Below are 23,916 nucleotides of genomic sequence, written 5' to 3'. Positions count from 1 at the left end.
CCCGGTGCGCTCGGCGCGCTTTCTGTTAGTAACCGAATGAGGGTAGAATGTTCGGGTGGAGCAACCCAGTCTATTCAGCAGCGAAAGCCCGTCCGTCGAGCTGCCCAGGCCCGATCGCATCTGGCTGGTGGATGGGCATCACCTGGCTTACCGCAGCTACTTTGCCTTCGAAAAGCTGGCGACCTCGAGGGGCGAACCCACCCAGGCCATTTTTGGCTTTCTGCGCACCTTACTCAAACTCCTCAAGGAAGACGGCGACTGCGTGATCGTGGTCTTCGACCCGCCCACCAGAACCTTCCGGCACGACGCTTTTGAGGAGTACAAGGCCGGACGGGCGGCCACCCCCGACGACTTTCACCCGCAGCTAGAGAAAATCAAAGAACTGGTGGATCTGATGGGCCTCCAACGGCTGGAAGTGCCGGGCTACGAGGCCGACGACGTGATTGGAACCCTGGCCAAAAAAGCAGAACAGGAGGGCTATCCAGTGCGCATCCTGACCGGCGATCGCGACAGCTTTCAGCTGCTCTCCGAGGCCGTGCAGGTGATGCTGCCCGACGGACGGCTAATGCACCCCCAGGCCGTGCAGGAGAAGTACGGTGTATCGGTGGCGCAGTGGGTGGATTACCGCTCGCTGGTGGGCGATTCTTCCGATAACCTGCCGGGAGCCAAGGGCATCGGAGAAAAGACCGCGGCCAAGCTCTTGCAGGAGTGGGGATCGCTGGAAGGTCTGTACGCAAACTTAGAAGCCCTGTCCCCCAAAATTCGCGCCAGCCTCGAGGAGAGCCGGGACAACGTTCAGCTCTCCCGGACGCTTTCGCTAATCCACACCGACCTTCCCCTCGAGCTCGACTTCCGCGACTGCCACCGGCGTGAACCCGACCGCGGGGCCCTGCGCGAAGCCCTGGAAAAACTCGAGTTCGGCTCCATTCTACGCGAGCTAAACCTGCTGGCCGCCCCTCCCGCCGCCGAGGAAGCTCCCTGGCCCCCCCCGCCCGAGGCCTTTCTGGGCTACACCCTCGACCGCGCCCAGCCCATGTGGGCCAACTGGCTGGGTCTGGCCGCCTATGCCGGGGGCAAGGTGTACCGGGGCCAGCCCAGCCTGCAGGAGCTCAAAAAGTTCCCCGAGATTCGCAGCATGGTGGCCAAAGACCTCTCGGTGCTGGCCCTCAAGGAAGGGGTCTGGGTGCCCCCCGGCGACGACCCCATGCTGCTGGCCTACCTCTACGACCCCTCCAACTCCGACCCCGCCAGCACCGTGCGGCGCTACGGGGCCGGGGACTGGGGTTCCGACCCTGGCGAGCGGGCCCAGGCCGCCCATACCCTATGGGAGACCCTGCAAAGCCGCATCGGTGAGAACCCCAAAATCGAGTGGCTGTATCAGCAGATCGAAAAACCGCTCTCGGCGGTTTTGGCCCGAATCGAGGCCCGGGGCATCTCCCTCAATGCCGAATACCTGTTGCAACTTTCGGAAGAACTTGCCAAGGAAATTTCCTACCTCGAGGCCGAGATTCACCGGCTGGCCGGGCGTTCTTTTAACGTGAACTCACGCGATCAGCTCGAGGTGGTGCTCTACGACGAACTCAAACTGAGCGCCCCGGGCCGCAAGACCCAGACCGGCAAACGCTCCACCGCTGCCAGCGCGCTCGAGGAGCTGTTAGGCCAGCACCCCATCATCGAACGCATCCTGACCTACCGCGAGCTGACCAAGCTCAAAAGCACCTACCTCGACCCGCTCCCCAAGCTAATTCACCCCAAAACCGGCCGCCTGCACACCCGCTTCAACCAGACCGGCACCGCCACCGGGCGGCTTTCCTCGGTGGATCCCAACCTGCAAAACATCCCCGTGCGCACCGAGATTGGCCGCCGCATCCGCAAGGCCTTCCGGGCGGCACCGGGGATGAGGCTGGTGGTGGCCGACTACTCCCAGATCGAGCTGCGGGTGCTGGCCCACCTCTCGGGTGACGAGAACCTGATTAATGTCTTCCGCGAAGGCCGGGACATCCACACCCAGACCGCGGCCTGGATGTTCGGGTTGGAGCCGGACAAAGTGGGGGCCGAACAGCGCCGGGCTGCGAAATGCCTTGTCGAGGGAACCAAAGTCGCCACCGGACGAGGGTGGCTTCCCATCGAGCAGGTGCGTGTTGGTGACTGTGTGCAAACCGACGGCAAGATGCGAAGGGTAGTCGGGCTGCTGGATAACGGTATTCAGCCAACCATACGGATCAGTACCCAACGGGGATTTGAGTTACGTGGCACGCCCCATCATCGAATTCGCGTTGTTGCTAAAGACGGTGCAGTTGTCTGGCGACAACTTCAGCACCTACAGGCAGGCGATCAAGTGGTCTTAAGAAGGCATGGTGCGTTTGGATACTGCAATGATCTACCCCCACTTGAACCGGTTGCCATCACCCGCCACAAGCCATTACCCTGGCCTCAACATCTAGACCAAAAAATGGCGCTCTGGCTTGGTTATATGGTGGCAGAAGGAACAGCCATCCGAGCCAAACAGCACCGGGAGCGCTATGGCGTGGTGCTTATGGGGTTGGGCCGCCGGGATTTGGACGTGCTGGATGAAGTGGGTGCACTGTGGGAATGGCTGGCGGGGAGCCGCCTGAAGCGGTATGAAAAGCAGCGAAGTGTTCATTGGGCTGTTGCAAGCACTGATCTAGCCGAGTGGATTGCCAAGTGGTGTGGCGCTAAATCTGACCAAAAGCGCATCCCCAACTTCCTGTGGCAAGCGCCCGCATCCATTCAGGCTAGCTTCCTTCAGGCGTTGTTTGAAGGGGATGGCAGTATTAGTCGGCGTAGAGGGACAACCTACATTCGCTTTGCCACTGCCAGCCTGCAACTTGCGAAGGATGTACAGCGTATGCTGCTTAACTTTGGAATTGCCTCCACACGCTCTGCTGAGCCTAGAGGCCAGCATAAAACCAGTCACATCCTTCTGATTGGAGAGCCCTCTGACGTAGAGCGCTTCGCCAAGCACATTGGCTTTCGCTCTCAGCGAAAATCAGCCCTTCTCAGGCAGCACACTACTCGCCGTAGTACTTACATCATGCCCCATCAAGAACAAAGACTACGCCGTATCTACGCCGCGCTGAGTCTTAAGGGTCGTGATAAGGAGAAAATTTATGAATGCATTCGCACCCATGCCCAGCCTGTTGGGTTAAACGCCACCCGTATCCAATTACTGCTTAGTGACCCCGCAATCAGCGGCCACCGGTACACTCGTGTTTGGCGTTGGTGGCATGAGAATGATCTGTTTGCCGACGCTATTAGCTTGGTAGAAGTTGCCAAACCAGCTCGCGTATACGACCTGAGCGTAGAAGGAAAGCCCGCATACCTTGCAGAAGGCTTTGTAAGTCACAATACAATTAACTTTGGTGTGCTCTACGGCATGTCGGCCCACCGCCTATCCAACGAGCTTTCCATTTCCTATGCCGAGGCCGAAGGCTTTATCGAGCGCTACTTCGCCTCCTACCCCAAGGTGCGGGAATGGATTGAACGGGTGTTGGCCGATGCCCGGCAGACCGGCTACGTAGAAACCATGTTTGGCCGCCGCCGCTTTGTGGCCGACCTGGGCTCACGCGTGCGCAGCGTGCGGGAGGCCGCCGAGCGCATGGCCTTCAATATGCCGGTGCAGGGCACCGCCGCCGATTTGATGAAACTGGCTATGGTCAAGCTCCAGCCGGAGCTCGAGCCGCTGGAAGCCCATCTGGTGCTGCAGGTGCACGACGAGCTTCTGGTTGAGGCCCCGGCCGATAAGGCGGAGGCGGTGGCCGGGGTGGTGCGCGAGGTGATGCAGCAGGCCTGGGCTTTGGCGGTGCCCCTCGAGGTCGGCACCGGCATCGGGGAGAACTGGCTCGAGGCCAAGTAGGGCGGCGTGCGGCTGCAATCAGGCTCTGCTATGCTGGGCAGGCACGGCCCCTGCATACGGCGTCAACTGTTGCGCCTGGGAGCCCCATGGAGGTATGCAATGGCACAGACCTTTGAACTCGAGCTGCCCGAATTCGAGTACCTGACCTACCGGGTCGAGGACGGGATGGGTATTGTCACCATCAGCCGCCCCCAGGCCCTCAACGCCCTCAACCAGGATCTGCTTATCGAACTGGCTAGCGTGACCGAGGTCATCACCCAGGATCCCGAGGTAAAAGTAGCCATCTTTACCGGAGAAGGTAAGGCTTTTGTGGCGGGAGCCGATATCGCCCAGATTGCCAGCCTGCAGGATGTGTTTGCTGCGCGGGAGTTTGCCATTATGGGCCAGTCGGTTTTCAACGAGATTGCAGCCCTGCCGGTGCCCAGCATCGCGGCCATCAACGGCTATGCCCTGGGGGGTGGGCTCGAGCTGGCCCTGGCCTGTGACCTGCGGGTCGCCAGCCGCAACGCCAAGCTGGGCCTTCCTGAGGTGGGGCTGGGCATCATCCCTGGCTTTGGAGGAACCCAGCGCCTGCCGCGCCTGGTAGGCCGGGGCCGCGCCCTGGATCTCATTTTTACCGGGCGGCACGTACCTGCCGAGGAAGCCCTGGGCCTGGGCCTGGTCAACCGGGTGGGCGAGGATGCCCTGCAGACCGCCAAGGAGCTGGCTGCGGCCATCTTGAAAAACGGCCCGGTGGCCCTGGCCTTGGCTAAGGAGGCGGTGGGGCGGGGTGAGAACCTGGATTTGCAGGAGGCCCTCGAGGTCGAGGCCGATCTGTTTGGCCTGGCCTGTGCGACCCAGGATATGCGCGAGGGCACCAGGGCCTTCCTGGAAAAGCGCCCGGCGCAGTTTAAAGGGGAGTGAAAGGGTCTCGAGCTGGATGCGGCGCCTGTGGCTTTTATCACGGCACATTAAACCTTTAGGCCCTACCATCAGGGTATGAGCGATGGCGGCACGGTTATGAACGAACGCACGGTTCAGGTTACCCAGCCCAAGGCCAAGCTCTACGTCGAGGCCGATCTGGCCATCCGCGAGGGCTTGCAACGCTACCCCAAGGCGCTGGCTGCCTACGAGATGCTCACCGCCGACTCCGAGGCCCGGGGCCACTGGGATATGGCCAACTACATTACCGTGCGCAAGCTGGGCTACAACGACCACGGAAGGGTGCACGCCCTGCTGACCGGTGCAGCCAGCGTGACCATTCTGCAGCTACTGGTCGACCACGGGGTCAAGCCCGACGTGATGGAGAGTGGTGTGGGTGATCTGGACGACGCTTTTCTCACCGTGCTGCTCTCCACCATGCTGCATGACATCGGAAACCAGGTGCACCGGGTGCGCCACGAGTCCTTCAGCGTGATGCTGGCCATTCCCATCCTGGACAGGATATTAGAAAAACTCTACCGCGACCCCGAGCAGCGCATCGAGCTGCGGGCTTTTATGCTGCACTCGATCAACAGCCACGACCTCGAGCCTGAGCCTCTGACCATCGAGGCGGGTATCACCGCCGTGGCCGATGGAACCGATATCTCCAAGGGCCGGGGGCGCAAGGCTTTTGCCCTGGGTTCGGTAGACATTCATTCGATCAGCGCCCTGGCCGTTGACGAGGTGCAGATTCTAAAAGGGGAGCAGGTGCCGGTGGAGATACGGGTGATCATGAACAACTCCGCGGGCATCTTCCAGGTAGAGGAGGTGCTAACCAAAAAGGTATTGCGCAGCCCCATCCGCGACTACGTCACGGTCATCGCTAGCACCCACGATACCGAACACGACCAGCGCATCATCCGCCGGGTGCGCCTGCACGAGACGGAACCCCGCTTTACCCTGGACTAGTCACCCCTTAACTCTGGCGGATCGGTTTTTCTCACCCTTGTTGGGCTAAACTAGCAAGGATATGCGGCGTGTCGTCCTCTTTCTGGTTCTGCTTCTTCTGGCAGCGGCGGCCTGGTGGGCCTATCCCTTGCTTCAACCCTTGCTGCGCTACGGCACTTTGCCGCGTAACCTGGATCGCCCCCTCAACCTCCTGGTGCTGGGGGTGGCGCCCGAGTACAGGTATTACCATCAGCGCGCACCCGAGAACTTTCGTGGCCTGTCGGATGTGAACCTGCTGGTGCGCTTCGACCCAACGGCCAAGCGCATTGTGGTGCTCTCGATTCCCAGGGATGTGTACGTGCGGATTCCCGGCTATGGTTGGTACATCATCAACCACGCCAACAAGTTTGGCGGCCCCGACCTGGCCAAGCAGGTGGTAAGCAGCCTGACAGGGGTAGAGATCGACGCCTATCTGGCGGTCAGCGTAGAGGCCATCCGCAACGGGGTGGACGCCTTGGGGGGCATCACCGTTTGCGTGGAGAAAGCCATGCAGTACAGGGATGAGGCCGCAAAACTGGACATCAACCTCGAGCCCGGCTGCCAACAACTCAATGGGGTGCAGGCCGAGGGCTACTTGCGCTTTCGCCATGACGCTTTGGGCGATATTGGCCGCATTCAGCGTCAGCAGAACTTCTTTCATGCTCTAAAGCAGCAAGTTCTCACGCCCAGCGGCCTGTTACGCCTGCCACAGGCCATCGCCAGCGTGGAGCAGAACATCCGCACCGATCTGACCCGCACACAGATTGCCAGCCTGATGGGTTTTGCCATACAGCAACCCCAGTTGGTCTCCTTTCTGACCCCCGGCCGCTTCGGCCAGGGCTGGGAGGTGGATCGGGCCGAGCTGCAAAAACTGGTTCAGCGCTACTTCGCCGATGCGCCGGAAGCGACCAAAGCCAGCCTGGAGGATTTACGGGGCCGCGAAGCCGTGGTGCTTTATGCCGCACCGCAGGAGTCCGCAGCCATAGAGATGCGGGGCAAACTGCGGGGGCTGGGGCTCCGGGTGCTGCTGCGGGAAATCGAGACCACCCCCCCGCACAGCGAGGTGTTGACCAACGGTGAGGCCGAGCTGGCCGAGGTGCTGGGCGGGGCCATCGGGCTGCCTGCGCGGGTCTCGGGCGAAGCGGCTCTGTACGCCGATCTGACGGTGCGCATTGGGGCCGATCTGGTCAACCCCAATGGGCCGAGCCAGTAGAAGGGTTCCGACCCGCTCGATTGGACGCGCTATGAGCGGGTATCTGCTGAGTTTTATACGCCCCCAGCCGCCGGCCAGGGGGTTGATACCGGTTCCGCTTGAACCCTTCGCCTTTGGGTGTAATCAACAGTGAGGGCTTCAGGCCGACCGAAAGGCGTAGGAGCGCACCCCGAAGAGGCAACCCCAGCGGCGGCTTTCTTGGCCCCGGTGTTTTGATCTGTTCAAGAAGGTGGTTATGTGAAGAGGCTCGAGACCGACTCCCCCCGGTGTATGCGCCAGATGGCCTCGGCGAAGAGGGGCCCTACGCTGAGCTGCTTGATTTTGCTGCTGGGCCGGGCTTTGTAGGTGCAGGTGTTGGTGGCCGCCACCTCTACAATGGGGGCTTTGTCGATCCGGTCGATGGCGGGGCCCACGTACACGCCGTGGGTAAAAGCGGCATAAACCGCCTGGGCTCCGTTTTGTACCAGGGATTCGGCGGCCTGAACCAGGGTTCCGGCCGTCGAGACCTCGTCGTCTATGACCAGGGCGGTTTTACCCCGCACGTCGCCGACCAGCCCCCTCGAGGTCACCTCGGTATCGGACAGTCGCTGCTTATCGATGAAGGCAATGGGCAGGGCCAGGCGGCGGGCCAGCGAACTGGCCCGCTTGAGATCGCCAGCGTCGGGCGCTACTACCACGGCATTTTCCAGCTTTTCTACACGGGTGGCAAAGTAGTTGGCGATGACCGGCTCGGCGGAAAGGTGGTCTACAGGAACCTTGAAAAACCCGTGCACCTGGGCCGAGTGAAGCGTCATGGTCAGCACCCGGTCGGCTCCGGCGGCCTGGATCAGGTCGGCGACCAGCCTTGCCGCAATCGAGATGCGGGGGGCGTCTTTTTTGTCGCTGCGGGCATAGGAGTAATAAGGAATGACCGCCGTGACCCGGGCCGCGCTGCTGCTTTTAGCCGCGTCGATCATCATCAGGAGTTCTACCAGGTGATCCTGCACCGGGGGGGTGAGCGATTGGATGATAAAAATATCGCCCTCGCGGAGGCTTTGTTCGTATCGGACGAAGAGACAGTCGTTGGCAAAGCGCTCGGTGATGCTTTTGCCAAGAGGAACCCCCAGGTTATCGGCTATTTCTTGGGCCAGGGGTAGGTTGGACTGTCCGCTAAATACCATCAGGGGTCGTTCCATAACCGCCTGAAAGCATACAACGACCCAGGGTATAGACTGTAGGTTCGGCCAGAGCGGAACCCTGTTGCACACCTATTGTGCGGCTCTATGGACGATGTGTGTGCTCAAAGCCGCTCCATCTCCTGTTGCAGGCCGGTGGTCACCTCGGGGCCGCTTGGGTGCAGATAGACATTAATTTCACTGCGGATGCCGAAAGGCCCCGGATAAACCCCAGGCTCGATGGTGAAGGCCAGGCCGGGGATCAGCGGGCGGGTGTCGTGGGTCTCGAGGTCGTCGAGGTGGGTGCCGTTGCCGTGAGTGGCGCTAAAACCCAGATGGTGGCCGGTGCGGTGCAGCACATAGGCCCCCATACCGGCCTGCTCGATTACCTCCCGGGCTGCCCGGTCGAGTTCGAACCCCCTGGGCTGCCGCCCAGCGGCATAGGCCTGTCGGCAGTGCTCGAGCGCGGTGTCCCGGGCCTTCCGCACCACCGCCCAGGCGCGCTGAATTTCATCGGATACATCCCAACCGGCCATCCAGGTTACGTCGGCGTAGGGGCCGCCGGGCTCCTTGCACCATAGATCAATCAGCATCACCTGGCCCCGCTCGAGCCGGCTTTCCCCCACGCTGTGATGGGGGTTGGCGGCGTTGGGGCCGTAGGCCACCATAGCCGGATGATCGAAAACCAGGCCCCTGGCCGCAAAGACCTTGCAGATTTCCGCCTGTACCTCGAGCTCGCTGGGGGGTTGGTCGAGCCGGCTTCGCACATAACCCAGGGCATGCGCCAGGGCCGCCTCGATGCCGGCGGCTGCGCGCTTGTGAGCGGCCAGCTCGCTGGGTGTCCAGGTCTGGAACTGCAGCAGGATTTCTGCTGACGAGACCACCTCGAGCCCCATGCCCCGCAGCAGCTCCAGGGTTCCGGCGTCTATGCGTGAGAGGTAAGGGATCCCCCCACCGGGGTGGTACTCCATGGCAATGCGCCCCAGCGGCGCCACATGGGTTTGCAGGGCCCGGACGAATTGTTCCCAGCTCGAGAAGACCACCCACTGGCCGGGCAGGTCGGGGAAGCTGGTTTTCTCGATGGCGTGTACGATTAAGACGGGTTCCCCCTGGGCCGGGATCAGATAGGCAAAGCGGCGGCTGAGCATCCGCCCCTGTAGCCCCAGGGCTTCCAGCGCCAGCGCGTTGCTACCCTGGAAACTGTAGAGCAACCAACCGGGGATGCGGGCTTCTTGCAGGGCTTGTTGGGCCTTGGCGATCTCCATGAGCCCATACTACTGGGTGGCCTGGCGGCTGGCTGGGGTGCACTTGCTTACGTTTCGGCTTTGCTGAAGTGTTACTCTTGAATAAGGAGGTTGTTTGTGGTTCAGGAGCAGACGGTGCTTTCCATTACGCCCCTGGCGGCTGAGCGCGCCAAGGAGATTCTCCACCGCTACAACAAACCCGATGCGGCCATTCGGGTGTTTATCAAGTCGGGGGGCTGTAGTGGCTATCAGTACGGCATGGCGGTAGACGAACGGGAGCTCGAGGGCGACACCGTAGTGGAGATGCACGGGGTGCGCCTGGTGGTGGATCGTATGTCTTTGCCCCTGCTGGTAGGCTCCGAAGTGGACTGGGTTGAAAATCTGATGGGGGGAGGCTTTAGCGTCAATAACCCCAACGCCACCTCCTCGTGCGGCTGCGGCCATTCGTTCCGCACCGACGGAGCCAAAGCGCCCGTGGGCGAGGGCAGCAGCGGCTGCTGCGGCGGCTGACCCCTAACCACCCCTACACCACACCGCTACCCGCCGCTTGCGGCGGGTAGCGTGTTGAGTGTGAGAGAGAGGGCCAGACAGCCCCCGGATGCGGGGTATCCCAAGCTTTGTCGGCGGCGTGATGGGGGGGTAGGTATCCACCAACCGGTGGATGAGTCTGAGACAAGTGGCTAGAATGGCGTGTCTGTCTAAACAGAAGCTCAATGGCTGAACGCTTATGGCTCACTCAGGCGATATTTGACGGGTTGAACAGGATGGCTATAATAGGGACGGCAAAATGCCATAGTTAAACGATTCTGTGTAAGCGCAGAATCCCAAAGGAGGCTAGATGAACCGTTATAGCAAGATTGTTGCACTTGGTCTAACTTTGGTGGCCGGTGCAGCGCTGGCAGGCCCAGCCGACAACAGCCTGGTGATTGGGGCTTCCCAAGAACCGCGGGTGCTGGGGGGCGACTTCCTCAACGTGATCTCCAACCAGTCCATCAAGACCGAGATCGAAAACTACCTCTTCGCGCCCCTGATCGTGCAGAACCTGCGGGCTGAGAACGAGGCGGTGCTGGCTACCGAGGTGCCCACCCTGGCCAACCGTCGCCTGCGGGTGACCGATATCGGCGGGGGCAAGCGCCGCCTGGAGATCGACATCACCCTCAAGCCCAACCTGCGCTGGTCGGACGGCGATCCCCTGGACACCGACGACTTCGCCTTCTACTACGAAGTGGGCAAGGCCAAGGGTATGGCCGTGATCAACCCGGACTACTGGGAGCGGGTCAGCCTGCGGGTGCGCGACAAGCAGAACATGACCGTCATCTTTGAGCCGGCCTACTACTATGACACCTACGGCTCGCCCATCGGGTATGCCCCTGTGCACAAGATGGGTCCCGAGTGGGAGAAGGTCAAGGCGGCGGCGGCTCCCCTCAACCCCGACCGCGATGCCCAGCGCCTGAACGAGCTGTACCGTAACTTCTTCCAGCAGTTTGGCTCTGTGCAGGCCATCAACTCTGGGCGTATGGTCTACAGCGGCCCCTTCCGGGTGCAGCGCTGGAACGCCAACAGCTCCATCGAGCTGGTGCGCAACCCCAACTTCACCGCCATCGTGCCCCAGGGCGGGGCTGATAAGTACGTGCAGCGTGTGACCTACCGCATCATCCAGAACACCAACTCGCTCTTGGTGGCCATCCTGGGCGGTGGGATTGACGCCACCTCCACCGTGGGTATCTCGGCTGACCAGGCCAGCAGCAAGCAGCTCACCACCCGCGCTCCCGGCCGCTTCGATATCTGGGCCATTCCGGGCGCCATCTGGGAACACATTGATATCAACAAGTTCACCAACGTGCAGCGCGTGCGCGACCTGACCCTGGATGACAAGCGCACCCGCCAGGCCTTGCTCTACGCTATCAACCGCGACGCCTGGGTGCAGGCCTTCTTCAACGGGGCGGAGCCGGTTTCGCACACCTGGGTGGCGCCTTCCAACCCGCTCTTTAACCCCAACGTGAAGAAGTACGAGTACAACCCGGCCCGCGCCCGCGAACTACTGGCCCAGGTGGGCTGGCGTCCCGGTCCCGACGGTATCCTGCAACGTACCGTGGATGGTCGTACGGTGCGCTTTGAGCTGGACTGGGTGACCACCTCGGGCAACGCCATTCGCGAGCGTACCCAGCAGCTCTTCATCGAGCAGTGGCGGCAGGTTGGCATTGCGGTCAGGACTGCCAACGCCCCCAGCTCGGTGGTCTTCGCCGACGACTTCATCCAGCGGGGTGAGGAAGGCAAGTGGTTGATGTTCATGTTCGCCTGGGTAAGCAGCCTGGCCGAGGATGGCAGCCTCTTCCAGAACAAGAACCTCAACACCGGCGCGGTGCAGATTCCCACCAAGGACAACAACTATGCCGGCCAGAACATCGGTAACTAGCGCAACGACGAGTTCGACCGCCTGACCAGCCAGGGCGTGCTCGAGTTCGATGAAGCCCGCCGTAAGCAGCTCTTTGCCCGTGCCCAGGAGATCTGGGCCGAGGAACTGCCCGCCCTGCCCTTGCGCTTCCGCTCCAACTTCCTGGTGGTGCGCAACGGTCTGGTGAACTACGTGGCCTCGACCTACTCTGGCGGCAACGGTTACCCTGGCTGGAACGCCTGGGAAATCGGTTGGGCCAGCCGTGGGGCCGTCAAGCGCCACGACCAGGCCCAGGCTGGCGGTATCGCCATCAAGTAAGGCAACTGCTTTATGAAAGCCAGGGGAAACCCTGGCTTTTTTCTTTTTCATACCGTTTCCGCTTGAATCCTTATACCGTTGGACGCAGTCAGAGGTGAAGGATTCAAGCCGACCGAAGGGAGTAAAAAAGCATTTCGGCAGTATCGTTTAGGCTCTCAAAAGTGAACGATATTGCCGAAATGCGTATCAAGCCAATTGGGCGTGGTTTTGCTACCGCTTTGGGAGGGTACACAAAACACATTCCACACAATAAAATCTAGCCCAGCCAATCTTTTGGCTACACGAGGAGGCCTTATGAAACGAGCGTTTGCGATCCTGATGCTAATGGGTGGGTTGGCCCTCGCCGGGCCTCAGGACAACAGCCTGATTATCGGCGCAGCTCAGGAGCCCCGGGTGCTGGCAGGGGATGTGGTCAATGTTATCTCCAACCAGGCCATCAAGTTTGAGATTGAAAACTTCTTGTTTGCTCCAATTATCCAGACCAATCGCGACTTGGAGCAAATCCCCGTGGTAGTAACCGAGGTGCCGACCCAGCAGAACGGGCGCCTGCGTTTTGCCAACATCAGGCCGGGGGTGCGGCGCCTCGAGCTCGACTACACCATCCGGCCCGATGCGGTCTGGTCGGATGGGCGGCCCATCACCACCGACGATGTGGCCCTGTACTTTGAAATGGGTAAGACCAAGGGGGTGCCCTCCACCAACGTTGACTTTTTTGACCGGGCCACCCTGCGGGTACGGGATGCCCGCAACTTTACAGTGATCCTCGAGCCGGCCTACTTCTACGACCTGGACATCAACCAAATCTACTACGCTCCCAACCACATCATGCGCGCGGAGTGGGATAAGGCCAAAGCGGCGGCGGCCCAGGTTAGTGATACAGCACGGCAGGCCGAGATTTTCCGTAACTTCTTTACCCAGTTTTCCTCCCCTCAGTATCTGAACAGCGGGAAGATGGTCTACTCGGGCCCTTTTACCCTGACCCGCTGGGTGCCCGGTAGCAGCATTGAGATGCGGCGCAACCCGCGCTTCTGGATCAAGCCGCCTGGTGGCGAGGACAAATACGTGCAGCGCGTAATCTACCGCATTATCCAGAACACCAACTCGCTCCTGGTGGCCATCCTGGGCGGTGGGATAGATGCAACCTCGAGCGTCGCGATCTCCTTCGATCAGGGCCGCAGCAAGCAGCTCACCAGCCGCGCACCGGGCCGTTTTGAGATATGGGCGATAGAAACTCCATTTTTCGAGCACCTGGAGATCAACCAGTTCACCAACGTGCAGCGGGTGCGCGACCTGATGCTGGATAACGTCAAGACCCGCCAGGCCCTGATCTACGCCATGAACCGTGAAGGCATTACCAAAGCCTTCTTTGGCGGGCTGTACACGGTGGCCCCCACCTGGGTTTCTCCCAAGAACCCCATGTTTAACCCCAACGTGGCGAGATACCCTTACAACCCGGAACGGGCCCGCCAGCTCCTGGCCGAGCTGGGCTGGCGGCCGGGGCCCGACGGCATTTTGCAGCGCACCGTGGATGGCCGTACCGTGCGCTTTGAGATCGAGTGGGCCACCACCGCCGGCAACCAGGTGCGCGAGCGCATCCAGCAGTTTGTAGCGGAGAACTACCGACAGGTGGGGATCGCGGTGCGCATTAACAACGCGCCCAGCGCCGTGGTGTTAGGGGCGCAGTACCGCTCGAGGGCCCAGGAAGGGAGCTGGACGGGTTTCCTGCAGTACGCCTTTAGCCTGGGCCTGGCCGACGACGGGGTGCGTTCGGCCTGCCGGGACGAGGAGGGTAAGGTGGTCTATATACCCACCCGTGAAAACGGATTCCGCGGCCTCAACTTTGGCGGCTGGTGCAACGAGGAGTACGACCGTTTGCGCAACCAGGCGGTTACCGAGTTCGATGTAAACCGGCGCAAGCAGTTGTTTGCTCGTATGCAGGAGATCTGGGCCAACGAAGTGGCGATGATCCCGCTGTACTTCCAGTCCGATGCCCGCGTGTACAAGGTGGGCCTGCTCAACTACGTCTCCTCAACCTTTGCCAGCTCGGCCTACCCGACCATCGAGCCCTGGCTCATCGGCTGGCAGTCGCGTGGAGCCCAGAAGGTCTACGACCAGGCCAAGTACGGCCAGCCCATCAAGTAAACGCTGGTTTTAGCCGCCAAGATGCCCCTCGAGCGGGGGCATCTTTTTACTGGGTGTGCGGCCAGGCCCCGCCCATGAGCGATATACCCGCTTGTGGCTTCCAACAACTTCTGGGAAACCGCACTGGCGCACCGTATCCATCGATCGGTGGATAAGCTGGCTCAATACACAATATATTCGTCCTGGACGAGAAAAACGTCTATTTTGCCCGATTGATAACGGTTTGTAGTGGGTTTTGAAGACTTGGAACACGCATTCACAAGGCATCTCGAAACAGTATTATGTAGGGCGTGTTTGCTTACACGGTTCGCCGACTGCTGCAAATGATCCCACTGTTGTTTGCAGCCTCTGTAGTGATTTTCACCCTGTTGGCCCTACAACCTGGAGACCCGCTGGACGAGCTGCGCCAGCAGAACCCACGGATCACCGCTGAGCAGCTAGAGCAATTGCGCCGCGCCTATGGTCTCGATCAGCCCATCTACGTGCGCTACTTCAAGTGGCTGGGCCGGGCCATCCAGGGCGACTTTGGCCAGTCCCGCACATACGCCACGCCGGCCGGGCAGATTATCTTTGCTGAGCGCTTGCCCCGTACGCTCATCCTTTCGGGGGCGGCCCTCACCCTGGCCTTGCTGGTGGCTATTCCGGTGGGCATCTTCTCGGCGGTGCGGCAGTACAGCCGGGCCGACTACATCATCACCTTCTTTTCCTTCGTAGGCTTTTCGATGCCAATTTTCTTCCTGGGCATCCTGCTCTTGTTCCTGTTTGCGGTGTGGATACCGGAGCGGGTGTCCTGGTTCCCCAAGTTCCCCGTGCAGAGCATCTCCGACTTCCAGTGGTCGCAGGTGTTGAATGGCGAGATTACCTTCTTCCAGTTCATCGGCGACTGGGCTTTCAAGCTGGTGCTGCCGGTGCTGGCCCTCTCCACCATCCAGATGGCCTCCTGGACGCGCTATATGCGGGCGAGTTTGCTCGAGGTTCTGAACCAGGACTATGTGCGCACGGCTCGAGCCAAGGGCCTGAGCGAACGCGTTGTGCTGTACAAGCACGCCTTGCGCAACGCACTCATCCCCATCGTGACGCTGGTGGGTCTGGCGATCCCCGGGGTTTTTGGGGGCGCGGTTATCACCGAGACGATCTTCTCCTACCCTGGCATGGGCCGGGCTATCCTGGACTCGCTTACCGACAAAGACTACAACGTCGCCATGGCGGCGCTGGCATTTCTGGCTTTGCTAACGGCTGTCTTCAACCTGCTGGCCGACCTGATGTATGCGGTGGTAGACCCCCGCATCCGCTATAGTTAGGGGGCTTTATGGCTGCGGTTGCAACTACTTCTAAGTCCAAATCCCAATCGACCTGGGCGCTGGCCTGGCGCCGTTTCCGTAAGCACAAGGCGGCAATGTTTTCGCTGGGGGTGGTAATCGCCCTGGTTTTGATGGCCATTTTTGCTCCCTGGATTGCACCTTACAGCCCCACTGCCCAGCCAACGGGCGATAACCTGGCCGACTACTACTTCCAGGGCCCTTCCTGGGAGCACTGGTTGGGTACCGATGAGCTGGGCCGGGATGTCCTTTCGCGCATTATTTACGGAGCCCGTATCTCGCTTTTGGTGGGCTTTGTGGCGGCCATTGCTGCGGCCTTGCTGGGCACCACCCTGGGGGTTATCGCAGGTTACTTCTCGGGCCGACCCCTGCGCTTTTATATAGGCCCCTTGGCCAAGGTGGCAGGTGGCTGGAAGCCGTGGCCTTTCGCGCTGTGGCGGGTGGCCTCGTGGCTGCTGTTGTACACGCTGCTCTTCCTGGCTGCCGATCTGGCCTGGACGCTGTCGGGTGCCAATGTGCAGGCCCTGTTTTCGGGAACCGTTACCCTCAACAACCTCCTCTCGCTGCTGGGGCTGGCCCTGATCTGGGGCGCGATTTTGTTCGTTGGCGTCTGGGGGCTGTTTGGTCAGGGTAAGCTGGATCTGGATGTGGTCATTTCGCGCTTTATGGACTTCATGCTGACCATCCCTGAGCTGCCCCTGCTGCTGGTGCTATCGGCTTTGCTGCGCGATAACCAGGGGGTGGTGGGGCAGTGGGCCCAGGCCGTGTTTGGCGAGTCGGCCTCGGTGTTCATCATCATTACCATCATCGTGCTGTTTGGCTGGATCGGAACGGGCCGCTTGATCCGGGGAGCGGTGTTGAGCCTGCGTGAGCAAGATTTCACCACCGCGGCCCAGGCCCTGGGGGCAGGGGAGGCCCGCATCATGTTCCGGCACCTGGTACCCAACACCCTGGCCCCCCTCATCGTGAACGCCACCCTGGCGATCGGCGGGGCTATCCTGACCGAGGCGGCCCTTTCGTTCCTGGGATTCGGTATTCAACCGCCGGTGGCAACCTGGGGCAACATGCTTACCAAGGCCCAGGAGTACATCTTCACTGCGCCCTGGCTGGCCCTGGCGCCGGGCTTCATGATCTTCCTGACGGTGCTGGCCTTCAACTACCTGGGCGACGGGTTGCGGGATGCCCTCGACCCGCGCAGCCGCCTCTAGGCTGGGGGTGTGGAATCGGTAGGGTAGACCGCCCTACCGATTTTTGTGTACCGGATGTTTGGCCTGGATTTTGACTGGAAGAGGGGTATTGTAGGGGAATGCGCGCTCTGGCCATCGGTTTATGCTTTTTTTTGCAATTGGTTTTTGCCCAGGAGAACGGCGCGTTCCGGGTTTCCTGGGACTGCTTGATGCCAGAAGAGAAGGTGATTTGCCTCCGGCCTTCTGGGCTGGTGCAGGGGGGGCTGGGCTACTCGAGCCCCCCGGGATCCAGCGAAATAGGCTGGGCGCTGGGGGCGCGTCTGCAAGTCCAGACCCAGCAGGCGGGTGTGCGCTACCAGGCCGACTTTGGCCTGTGGTACCAGGCGATGCTGCAGTGGGGCCTCCTCGAGGCTTTTGTTGAGCAGGATTTGGGTGCCTTGTGGTTGAGCCTGGGCAAGCGCCGCGACTACAGCGGCCCCTGGGACGATACCCTGATGGGGCGGGACGGACGCTGGGGGGTGTTTACCCGCTACAGCCCCAGCGAGCTGCCCTGGCTGGGCCTCGAGCTGGCCTACCTGCCCCATGCGGGGCTGGCGGGAGGACAGGGTTTTGTGGGGGGCAGGGTGGATATTCTCCAGGTGGGTGCTTTGCTTGAAATGGTACAGGCACCCAACGACCTGGGCGACCTCGAGCCCTCCATCCGACTTGTCCCCCGGCTGGGGCTGCAGGGCGCTCAGATGGGGCTCTTCTGGCAGTGGGATCGGGGTTTTTGGGGTACGTTTTCCCTGCCGCTCCCCTTGGGCCAGGCGCTGGCCCTGGTGTTGCAGTGCCCCTGCGAAGCCGAGGCCCAGGCCTGGGTGGAGGCCCTGGATCAAAGCCGGTTGGAAGGGCTTTTGTGGTGGAACCCGGTGTGGGACTACCTGGGCGAGAACAGCCCTTTCTTGCCCGAGGAGCGCTTTCAGGCCTGGTTAAGCGCGCCCCGCAAGCTGCTGCTTGGCCTGGCCTATAGCTGGAACAACCAGCTTCGGCTGGCGGTAGATCTATCCAGGGCCCCGGTGGAGGCGGTACGGGTCTATGGGCAGTTCTACTGGCGGTAGGGCTGGTAGCCGGCCCGTACGAAGTACAGGCCCTGGGCGGGGGCGGTGGGGCCGGCGTCTTTGCGGCTGCCGCTGGCCAGCAGGCTCTGGATGCTGCTCGAGTCCCGCTTGCCCAGTCCAATCTCTACCAGGGTGCCCACCATGCTGCGCACCTGGCCGCGCAAAAAGCCTGAACCCACAAACTCGATCCAAATCTCCCGCCCCCCCTCGGTGGGCCAGACCTCGAGGTGGGCGCGGTAGATTTCACGCACCGTAGCCCGCTCCTCCTTGACGGCGAAAGCTTTGAAGTCGTGGGTGCCCACCAGGCATTCCAGCGCATGCCGCATGGGGATCAGGTTGAGCGAGTGGGGAATCCACCAGACCCGGTGACGATCCAAGGCCGGGGGCATGCGGCGCTGCAGGATGCGGTAGCGGTACTCGCGCCAGTGGCAGCTTTTGCGGGCGTGAAAGTCCGCCGGGACTTCCTGCGCGGCCAGGGCCCGGATATCGGGGGGCAGGAGGGTGTTGAGGGCGTGGGGGATTTTTTCGGTGGGGATGTTGTCCAGGGTGTCGTAATGCACCGGCATGGCCAGGGCGTGCACCCCGGCATCGGTGCGGCCACAGGGCCAGATTTTGGGCCTCGCACCAGGAATTTGGCTAAGGGCGGCCTCGAGTTCCTGCTGCACCGTGCGTTCGCCCTGGGCCTGGGTTTGCAGGCCAGCGAAGCCGCTGCCGTCGTACTCGAGGGTGAGCAGGATGCGCCTCAGGTTGGTTGGTGTGGATAGCTCGAGGTCTTCCAAGGCGATTGATATTGTATCGGCAAGGCCTCATGGATGCGTACAGACCCCAGACGGGCTGGCTGGACGACCTTGTTACTGGCCCCGCCCCACCACCACGGCCTTGGCCCGTACCAGCACCCGCACCTTATCGCCGGGACGGAAGGGGCTTTCGGGGCTTTCCTGCACGATCAGCTCGCGGTTGCCGAGCTGGACGCGGTAGGTCATGTCGTGGCCCTTGAACTCTCGAGCCAGCACGGTGCCCTCGAGCTGCTTGCCGCTGATGCCCAGATGGCCCAGGGGCATGGCCAGGCCCAGCCCCTCGGGCCGCAACGAGAGCAGCACCGCACCGTGAGCCTCCTCCGAGAGCAGGATACGCCCCAGCGGGGTCTCGGCCTCGAGGCCCCGGGCTTCGCCCGGGATCAGGTTGGTGCGGCCTAGAAACTGGGCCACAAAGGGGGTGCGGGGGCGGTGGTAGACCTCCTCGGGGGTGCCGACCTGCTCGAGCTGCCCGCTGCGCATGACCGCCAGCCGGTCGGCGAAGGAAAGGGCCTCCTCCTGGTCGTGGGTGACCAGGATGGCCCCGATGCCGGCCTGCTTCAGGAGGGCGCGCACCTCGTCGCGGGTGGCCTGGCGCAGGGCGGCGTCCAGGCTGCTGAAGGGTTCGTCGAGCAGCACCAGCTTGGGGCCGGGGGCGATGGCCCGGGCCAGGGCCACGCGCTGCTGCTGACCCCCGGAGAGCTCACCGGGCTTGCGATCCTTGAAGACGGTCAGGCCCACCAGGCCCAGCACCTCCAGGACGCGGGCTTGCCGCACTTTACCCCGCAGGCGGCGCAGACCGAAGGCCACATTCTCAAACACGCTCAGGTGCGGAAACAGGGCGTAGTCCTGAAATACAAAGCCGATGCCCCGTTCCTCTGCGGGTAGCCGGGTAATTTCCCGCCCCTCCAGCCAGACCTGGCCGCTTTCCGGCTGCTCGAAACCGGCGATGAGCCGCAGGGTGGTAGTCTTGCCACAACCCGAGGGGCCTAGCAGGGCAAACACCTCGCCCTGCTCCACTGTAAAACCCACGTTCTCTACTACGGGAGGAAAGTCCGGGTGGAAGCGCTTGGTCAGGCCCTGCACGCGCAGGATGGGGGCGTGGGCCTGGGTAGGGGAGGTGGGGCGTTCGGCGTGTTGGGTGTTCATCGTCGTTCCTGAGAGAGCAGTAGGCCCACCAGTCCAGCCGAGAATAGCACGATCAGCAGGGCATAGGGGGCGGCCTCTGCAAACATCGCTTCTGAAGTGTAGCCCCAGATGCGGGTCGAGAGCGTAGAGTAGCCCACCGGGGCCAGTAAGAAGGTGAGGGGCAGTTCCTTGACCGCCGACAAAAAGACCAGGGCCATGCTGGCTAGCAGGCCCCGCCGCAGCAGGGGAAAGGTGGCCCGCAAAAAAGCCTGCAAAGGGTTGTAACCCAGGCTGCGGGCGGCCTCCTCGAGCCGGGGCGGGGCCTGGTAGAGCGCGCTGCGGATGGGGCCAATGGCCTCGGCCAGGAAGTGCAGCGCATAGGCTAGAATCAGCAAGGCCAGGGTCTGATAGAGAAAGGGCACCCCGCGCAGACTGAAGAAGATCAGGGCCAGGGCAAAGGCCAGCGGGGGGGTGGCGTAGCCAATGTAGGCGGCGCGCTCCAGGAGCCGCGAGAGCCGGCTGGGGTAGCGCACCCCCAGGTAGGCCAGCGGCAGCGCCAGACAGGCTGCCAAAAAGGCGGCTGGGGCGGCAGCCTGCACCGAGTTGCGCAGGGCTTCCAGAACGGCCTCAAAACTGCGGGTGTGGGGACTGCTGGGGTACTGGGCCAGCCAGTACACGATGGAGGTGAGTGGCACCCCCAGGGCCCCTACGATGGGCACCGCCATCAGGCCCAGCGAAGGGAGCCACCAGACCCCCAGGCGCACCGGCTGGGGTTTGCGTGCGCTGCCCAGCCCCACCCGGCTCAGGGAGAGGTTTTTGAGCAACCGCGCCTCGAGCCAGAGCAGGCTCCCGGTGAGCAGGATTAGCATCAGCGAGAGCCAGGCCGCGTAGACCCGGTCGAAGGAGGCCGAGTACTGCAAGTAGATGGCGTAACTGAAGGTCTCAAAGCGCACCAGGCTGACCACCCCAAAGTCGCCCAGCACGTGCAGGCCAATCAGGAGCCAGCCGGCAAACAAGGCCGGCCTGAGCTGGGGTAGCACCACCCGCCAGAAGACCTCGAGGCCCCTGTAGCCCAGGCTGCGGGCCGACTCCTCGAGGCCCGCGTCCAGCCCCAGCAGGGCCGCCCGCAGGTTCAAAAACAGGTAGGGGTAGGTAAAAAGGGTCAGCACCCCCAGGGCCCCCAGGTAGCCGGTGGGCCGGGGCCAGGGGAAGCCCAGGAGGTGCTCGAGCCAGCCGCTGGCCCCGGTAGCCCCAAAGAAACCGAACACCCCCACATACCCCGGCACCGCCAGGGGCAAGACCAGCAAGACCGTCCAGAAGCGCTTGCCCCATAGGTCGGTGCGGCTGGTAATCCAGGCCAGCGGCAGGGCCAGCGCGGTGGTAAGGGCGATCACCCCCACCAGTAGCGCCAGGGTGTTGCCCAGCAGTTGCAGGTTGCGCTCCCGCAGCACAATCTCGATGAGCTGTTGGGGTTCGGCCTGGGCTGCCCGCAGCACCAGGTACAACAGCGGCAACACCACTGCCGCGCCCACCAGCACAGCTACCGCCAGCAGGGGCCTGGGGATGGGTTTGGACAGACCGTAGACCATGTGCCTAGCACAAGCAGGCCGCCACGGGGCCGCGCATCCCCAAAGCTAACAAGCTATAGAATATAAATCAAGTATTTTTGTCGGTTTTTGGTATTTTGAACCTCGAGCGAGCTGGGCGGGCCGAGAAGCGGGTCGGATAGGTGCAGGCCCGGCCACAGGCCCTGCGCCTGTTTGAACCAGCCCGCGGGATATGCGAGGGGCGAAAGTCCCCTGGCTAGGCTGCTAACCTTGTTAGGCGAAACATGGCGACCCCAGCCCCAAGATCCAGAGTTTCCCTCAAGGCCGTGGCCCTTCCCAACGAACACGGTGGCTGGGGGTTTACCCTCGAGCCCGTTCTGCTGGGCTTGCTGGTAGCCCCAAGCGGGGCCGGCCTGGGCCTGGGGCTTTTTGCCCTGGCGGCTTTCTTCACCCGTCACCCCCTTAAGCTTTGGCTTACCGATCTGCGCCGGGGCAAAACCTTTCCCCGTACCGCCCTGGCCCGAAACTTCGCTCTGCTGTACGGTTTTCTGGCCGTTGCTGGACTGCTGTGGACAGCCAGGTGGGCAGCCGGGCCTTTCTGGATACCGCTGCTGCTGGCCCTGCCGCTGGTGGGGGTGCAGCTCTGGTTTGATGCGCGCAACCAGGGACGAAACCTGCTGCCCGAGCTCTGCGGGGCGGTGGCTATGGGGGCTATAGCCACCGGTATTGCCCTGGCAGCCGGCCAGAATCCGCTGCTGGCCTATGGGCTTTGGCAGGTGCTGGCGGCCCGCTCTCTGGCTTCCATTTTCTACGCTCGAGCCCAGGTGCGCCGGGCCCGGGGTGAACGGGTGGAGGTGGTGCCGGTCTACCTGGCGGAGGGTTTGGCGATTGCTGGGCTGGTGCTGGGGGCCTGGCTGGGATGGCTTCCCTGGACGAGCGTCCTGGCCCTGGCCTTGCTGCTGCCATGGACGCTGTACACCCTTCATAGGCCCCCCATGCCGGCCCGGGCGGTGGGCTGGAGCCAGATGGCCCTGGGGCTGTTGGTAGTACTGAGCACAGCGCTGGGGGCTCGAGGGGGCTTATAGGTTCAATAGCCAGCGGGCCACGGTCAGGTACACCACCAGGCCGGTAACGTCGGTGACGGTAGCGATCAGGGGGTTGGAAATCAGGGCCGGGTCGAGCTTCAGCCGGCGCAGCAGCAGGGGCAGCATAGCCCCCACCACGTTGGCCAGCAGCACCACCAGGCCCAGCGAGATGCCCACCACCCATAGCAACTGCACCTGCCCATCGATTAGAACCTTGATGGTGAGCAGGCAGGCCAGGGTCAGGCCCAGGAGTATACCCACCCCCAGTTCTTTGCGCATGATGCGAAGCCAGTCGCCCAGAGCCACATCGCGGGTGGCCAGCGCCCGCACGATCAGGGTGCTGGACTGGTTGCCGGTGTTGCCCCCGGTACCCACCAGCACCGGTACGTAAAAAGCCAGAGCCGTGACGGCCTCGAGCACCGACTCAAAGCCCTGCAAAATGGTGCTGGTAATGCTGCCGGTAATAATCAAAATAATCAGCCAGCGCACCCGGGCGCTCCACAGCTTGAAGACGCTCGACTTGCTGTACACCAGCTCGGGCGACTCCACCGCACCCAGGCGGTAGATGTCCTCGGTGGCCTCCTCCTCGATGACGTCCACCACGTCGTCGATGGTTACAATCCCCACCAGTTTTTTATCTTCGTCCACCACCGGCAGCACGGTGAAGTTGTAGTCGGCCATCAGCCGGGCCACTTCCTCCTGGTCGGTATCGTCGCGCACATAGATCACATCGGGGTTCATGATCTCCGCGACGCGGGTCTTGGGATCGGCCACAATCAGGTCGCGCAGGGTGAGCACCCCTTGCAGGTGCTCCTCGGCGTCCACCACGTAAATCACGTAAATTTGCTCCGCGTCAGGGGCCTCGCGCCGTAAGAAGCGGAACACCTCCTCCACCCGCATGGAGTCCCGCACCGCGATGTACTCCGAGGTCATAATGCCCCCGGCCTCATCCTCGTCGTACTCGACAAGCTCTTCTACTTCGGCCCGGGTCTCGGGGTCGAGCTGGCGCAAAAGGGCTTCGGCGGCCTCCCGGCTGTTTTCCTCCTCAACCGCGTTGATGGCGTCGGCCAGGTCGTCCAGCGACAGCTCCTCCAGCAGCTCCTTGACCCGCCAGGGGGGCAGGGCTTCCAGAAGCTCGGCCTGCTCGGCCTCCTCGAGGTGACTGAAGACCTCCGCTGCCTCGGCCGGGGAGAGCAGGGTCAGGATGGGCAGGCGATGCTCCGGCGCGAACTCCGACCAGTGCTCCAAAATTTGCGCCGGGTACAGCTCCTCCAGCGCCGCTTTGACCTTGAAAGCATCGCTCTCTCGCAGGGCATTTTTGAGGGCTTCCAGCCCAACCAGGGTTTCAGCATCGTACATATGCGGCCTCCTTCGGTTTTCGGCCTAAGCCGAATCTTGGAAGGAAGCTCCGCAGGGTACACGGTTTGTCGAGGATTACTCGGTGTGGGAGCACACCGGGTAAAATCTTCGACTAGAACTGTGATCTTCCACGGTGCCTCCTATATGCCTACAGCCCGCAGGTGAACCCG

Annotated in this window: 16 protein-coding genes and 1 pseudogene; 11 read left to right on the top strand and 6 right to left on the bottom strand. The window is 62.3% G+C overall.

All coding sequences use genetic code 11. The features are described from left to right. Window positions 1–55: 55 nt before the first annotated feature. From MRUB_RS11515 to MRUB_RS11500, 4 genes are all read left to right on the top strand, one after another. On the top strand, window positions 56–3,877 hold the full coding sequence (locus MRUB_RS11515; protein ID WP_013014535.1) for a DNA polymerase: 3,822 nt from the start codon (window positions 56–58) through the stop codon (window positions 3,875–3,877). Between the two features lie 99 nt (window positions 3,878–3,976). Continuing rightward, window positions 3,977–4,780, top strand: a complete 804-nt coding sequence (locus MRUB_RS11510; RefSeq protein WP_013014534.1) for an enoyl-CoA hydratase/isomerase family protein — start codon at window positions 3,977–3,979, stop codon at window positions 4,778–4,780. Window positions 4,781–4,855: 75 nt separating this feature from the next. After that, entirely contained in the window at window positions 4,856–5,746 is an 891-nt protein-coding gene (locus MRUB_RS11505) for a phosphohydrolase (protein WP_013014533.1), read from the top strand. A 61-nt stretch (window positions 5,747–5,807) separates the two neighbouring features. Continuing rightward, window positions 5,808–6,977, top strand: coding sequence for an LCP family protein (locus tag MRUB_RS11500; protein WP_013014532.1), 1,170 nt, complete (start codon window positions 5,808–5,810; stop codon window positions 6,975–6,977). 233 nt (window positions 6,978–7,210) lie between these two features. Here MRUB_RS11500 and MRUB_RS11495 read toward each other — a convergent pair whose 3' ends face one another. After that, entirely contained in the window at window positions 7,211–8,152 is a 942-nt protein-coding gene (locus MRUB_RS11495; protein WP_013014531.1) for a ribose-phosphate diphosphokinase, read from the bottom strand. 104 nt (window positions 8,153–8,256) lie between these two features. After that, complete coding sequence (locus MRUB_RS11490; protein WP_013014530.1) at window positions 8,257–9,396, bottom strand: M24 family metallopeptidase; 1,140 nt, start codon at window positions 9,394–9,396, stop codon at window positions 8,257–8,259. Window positions 9,397–9,492: 96 nt separating this feature from the next. Here MRUB_RS11490 and erpA point away from each other — a divergent pair, with 96 nt between their 5' ends. From erpA to MRUB_RS11460, 6 genes and pseudogenes are all read left to right on the top strand, one after another. After that, the gene (gene erpA, locus MRUB_RS11485; RefSeq protein WP_013014529.1) at window positions 9,493–9,885 is read left to right on the top strand and encodes an iron-sulfur cluster insertion protein ErpA; all 393 of its coding nucleotides are present in this window, start codon (window positions 9,493–9,495) and stop codon (window positions 9,883–9,885) included. Window positions 9,886–10,213: 328 nt separating this feature from the next. Continuing rightward, a pseudogene (locus tag MRUB_RS11480) lies at window positions 10,214–12,088 on the top strand (peptide ABC transporter substrate-binding protein). A 294-nt stretch (window positions 12,089–12,382) separates the two neighbouring features. Continuing rightward, window positions 12,383–14,230, top strand: a complete 1,848-nt coding sequence (locus tag MRUB_RS11475; protein WP_013014528.1) for a peptide ABC transporter substrate-binding protein — start codon at window positions 12,383–12,385, stop codon at window positions 14,228–14,230. 290 nt (window positions 14,231–14,520) lie between these two features. Continuing rightward, window positions 14,521–15,531 (top strand): ABC transporter permease, encoded by a 1,011-nt coding sequence (locus MRUB_RS11470; RefSeq protein WP_013014527.1) that lies wholly within the window; start codon window positions 14,521–14,523, stop codon window positions 15,529–15,531. Window positions 15,532–15,539: 8 nt separating this feature from the next. After that, window positions 15,540–16,757: an ABC transporter permease gene (locus MRUB_RS11465; RefSeq protein WP_013014526.1), complete on the top strand. Its 1,218-nt coding sequence runs from the start codon at window positions 15,540–15,542 to the stop codon at window positions 16,755–16,757. A gap of 131 nt (window positions 16,758–16,888) precedes the next feature. Then, window positions 16,889–17,833, top strand: coding sequence for a hypothetical protein (locus tag MRUB_RS11460; RefSeq protein ID WP_235438219.1), 945 nt, complete (start codon window positions 16,889–16,891; stop codon window positions 17,831–17,833). On the opposite strand, the gene truA is transcribed toward MRUB_RS11460, so the two are convergent. From truA to MRUB_RS11445, 3 genes are all read right to left on the bottom strand, one after another. Beyond that, window positions 17,821–18,612, bottom strand: a complete 792-nt coding sequence (gene truA / locus MRUB_RS11455; RefSeq protein WP_013014524.1) for a tRNA pseudouridine(38-40) synthase TruA — start codon at window positions 18,610–18,612, stop codon at window positions 17,821–17,823. The two genes, MRUB_RS11460 and truA, sit on opposite strands and share 13 nt — an antisense overlap. 72 nt (window positions 18,613–18,684) lie before the next feature. Beyond that, the gene (locus MRUB_RS11450) at window positions 18,685–19,776 is read right to left on the bottom strand and encodes an ABC transporter ATP-binding protein (protein WP_013014523.1); all 1,092 of its coding nucleotides are present in this window, start codon (window positions 19,774–19,776) and stop codon (window positions 18,685–18,687) included. Continuing rightward, window positions 19,773–21,344 (bottom strand): ABC transporter permease, encoded by a 1,572-nt coding sequence (locus tag MRUB_RS11445; RefSeq protein ID WP_013014522.1) that lies wholly within the window; start codon window positions 21,342–21,344, stop codon window positions 19,773–19,775. Before MRUB_RS11445 ends, MRUB_RS11450 begins: the two co-directional genes overlap by 4 nt. A 242-nt stretch (window positions 21,345–21,586) precedes the next feature. Between MRUB_RS11445 and MRUB_RS11440 the strand changes: the two genes are divergently transcribed. Beyond that, complete coding sequence (locus MRUB_RS11440) at window positions 21,587–22,387, top strand: YwiC-like family protein (protein ID WP_013014521.1); 801 nt, start codon at window positions 21,587–21,589, stop codon at window positions 22,385–22,387. Here MRUB_RS11440 and mgtE read toward each other — a convergent pair. After that, window positions 22,382–23,746 (bottom strand): magnesium transporter, encoded by a 1,365-nt coding sequence (mgtE, locus tag MRUB_RS11435; RefSeq protein ID WP_013014520.1) that lies wholly within the window; start codon window positions 23,744–23,746, stop codon window positions 22,382–22,384. The genes MRUB_RS11440 and mgtE overlap by 6 nt on opposite strands. Window positions 23,747–23,916 lie beyond the last annotated feature (170 nt).

This window comes from Meiothermus ruber DSM 1279, assembly GCF_000024425.1.
GTDB lineage: Bacteria > Deinococcota > Deinococci > Deinococcales > Thermaceae > Meiothermus > Meiothermus ruber.
The sequence above is the reverse complement of the archived record's forward strand: the minus strand, read 5'-3'. Positions and strand labels throughout refer to the sequence as shown.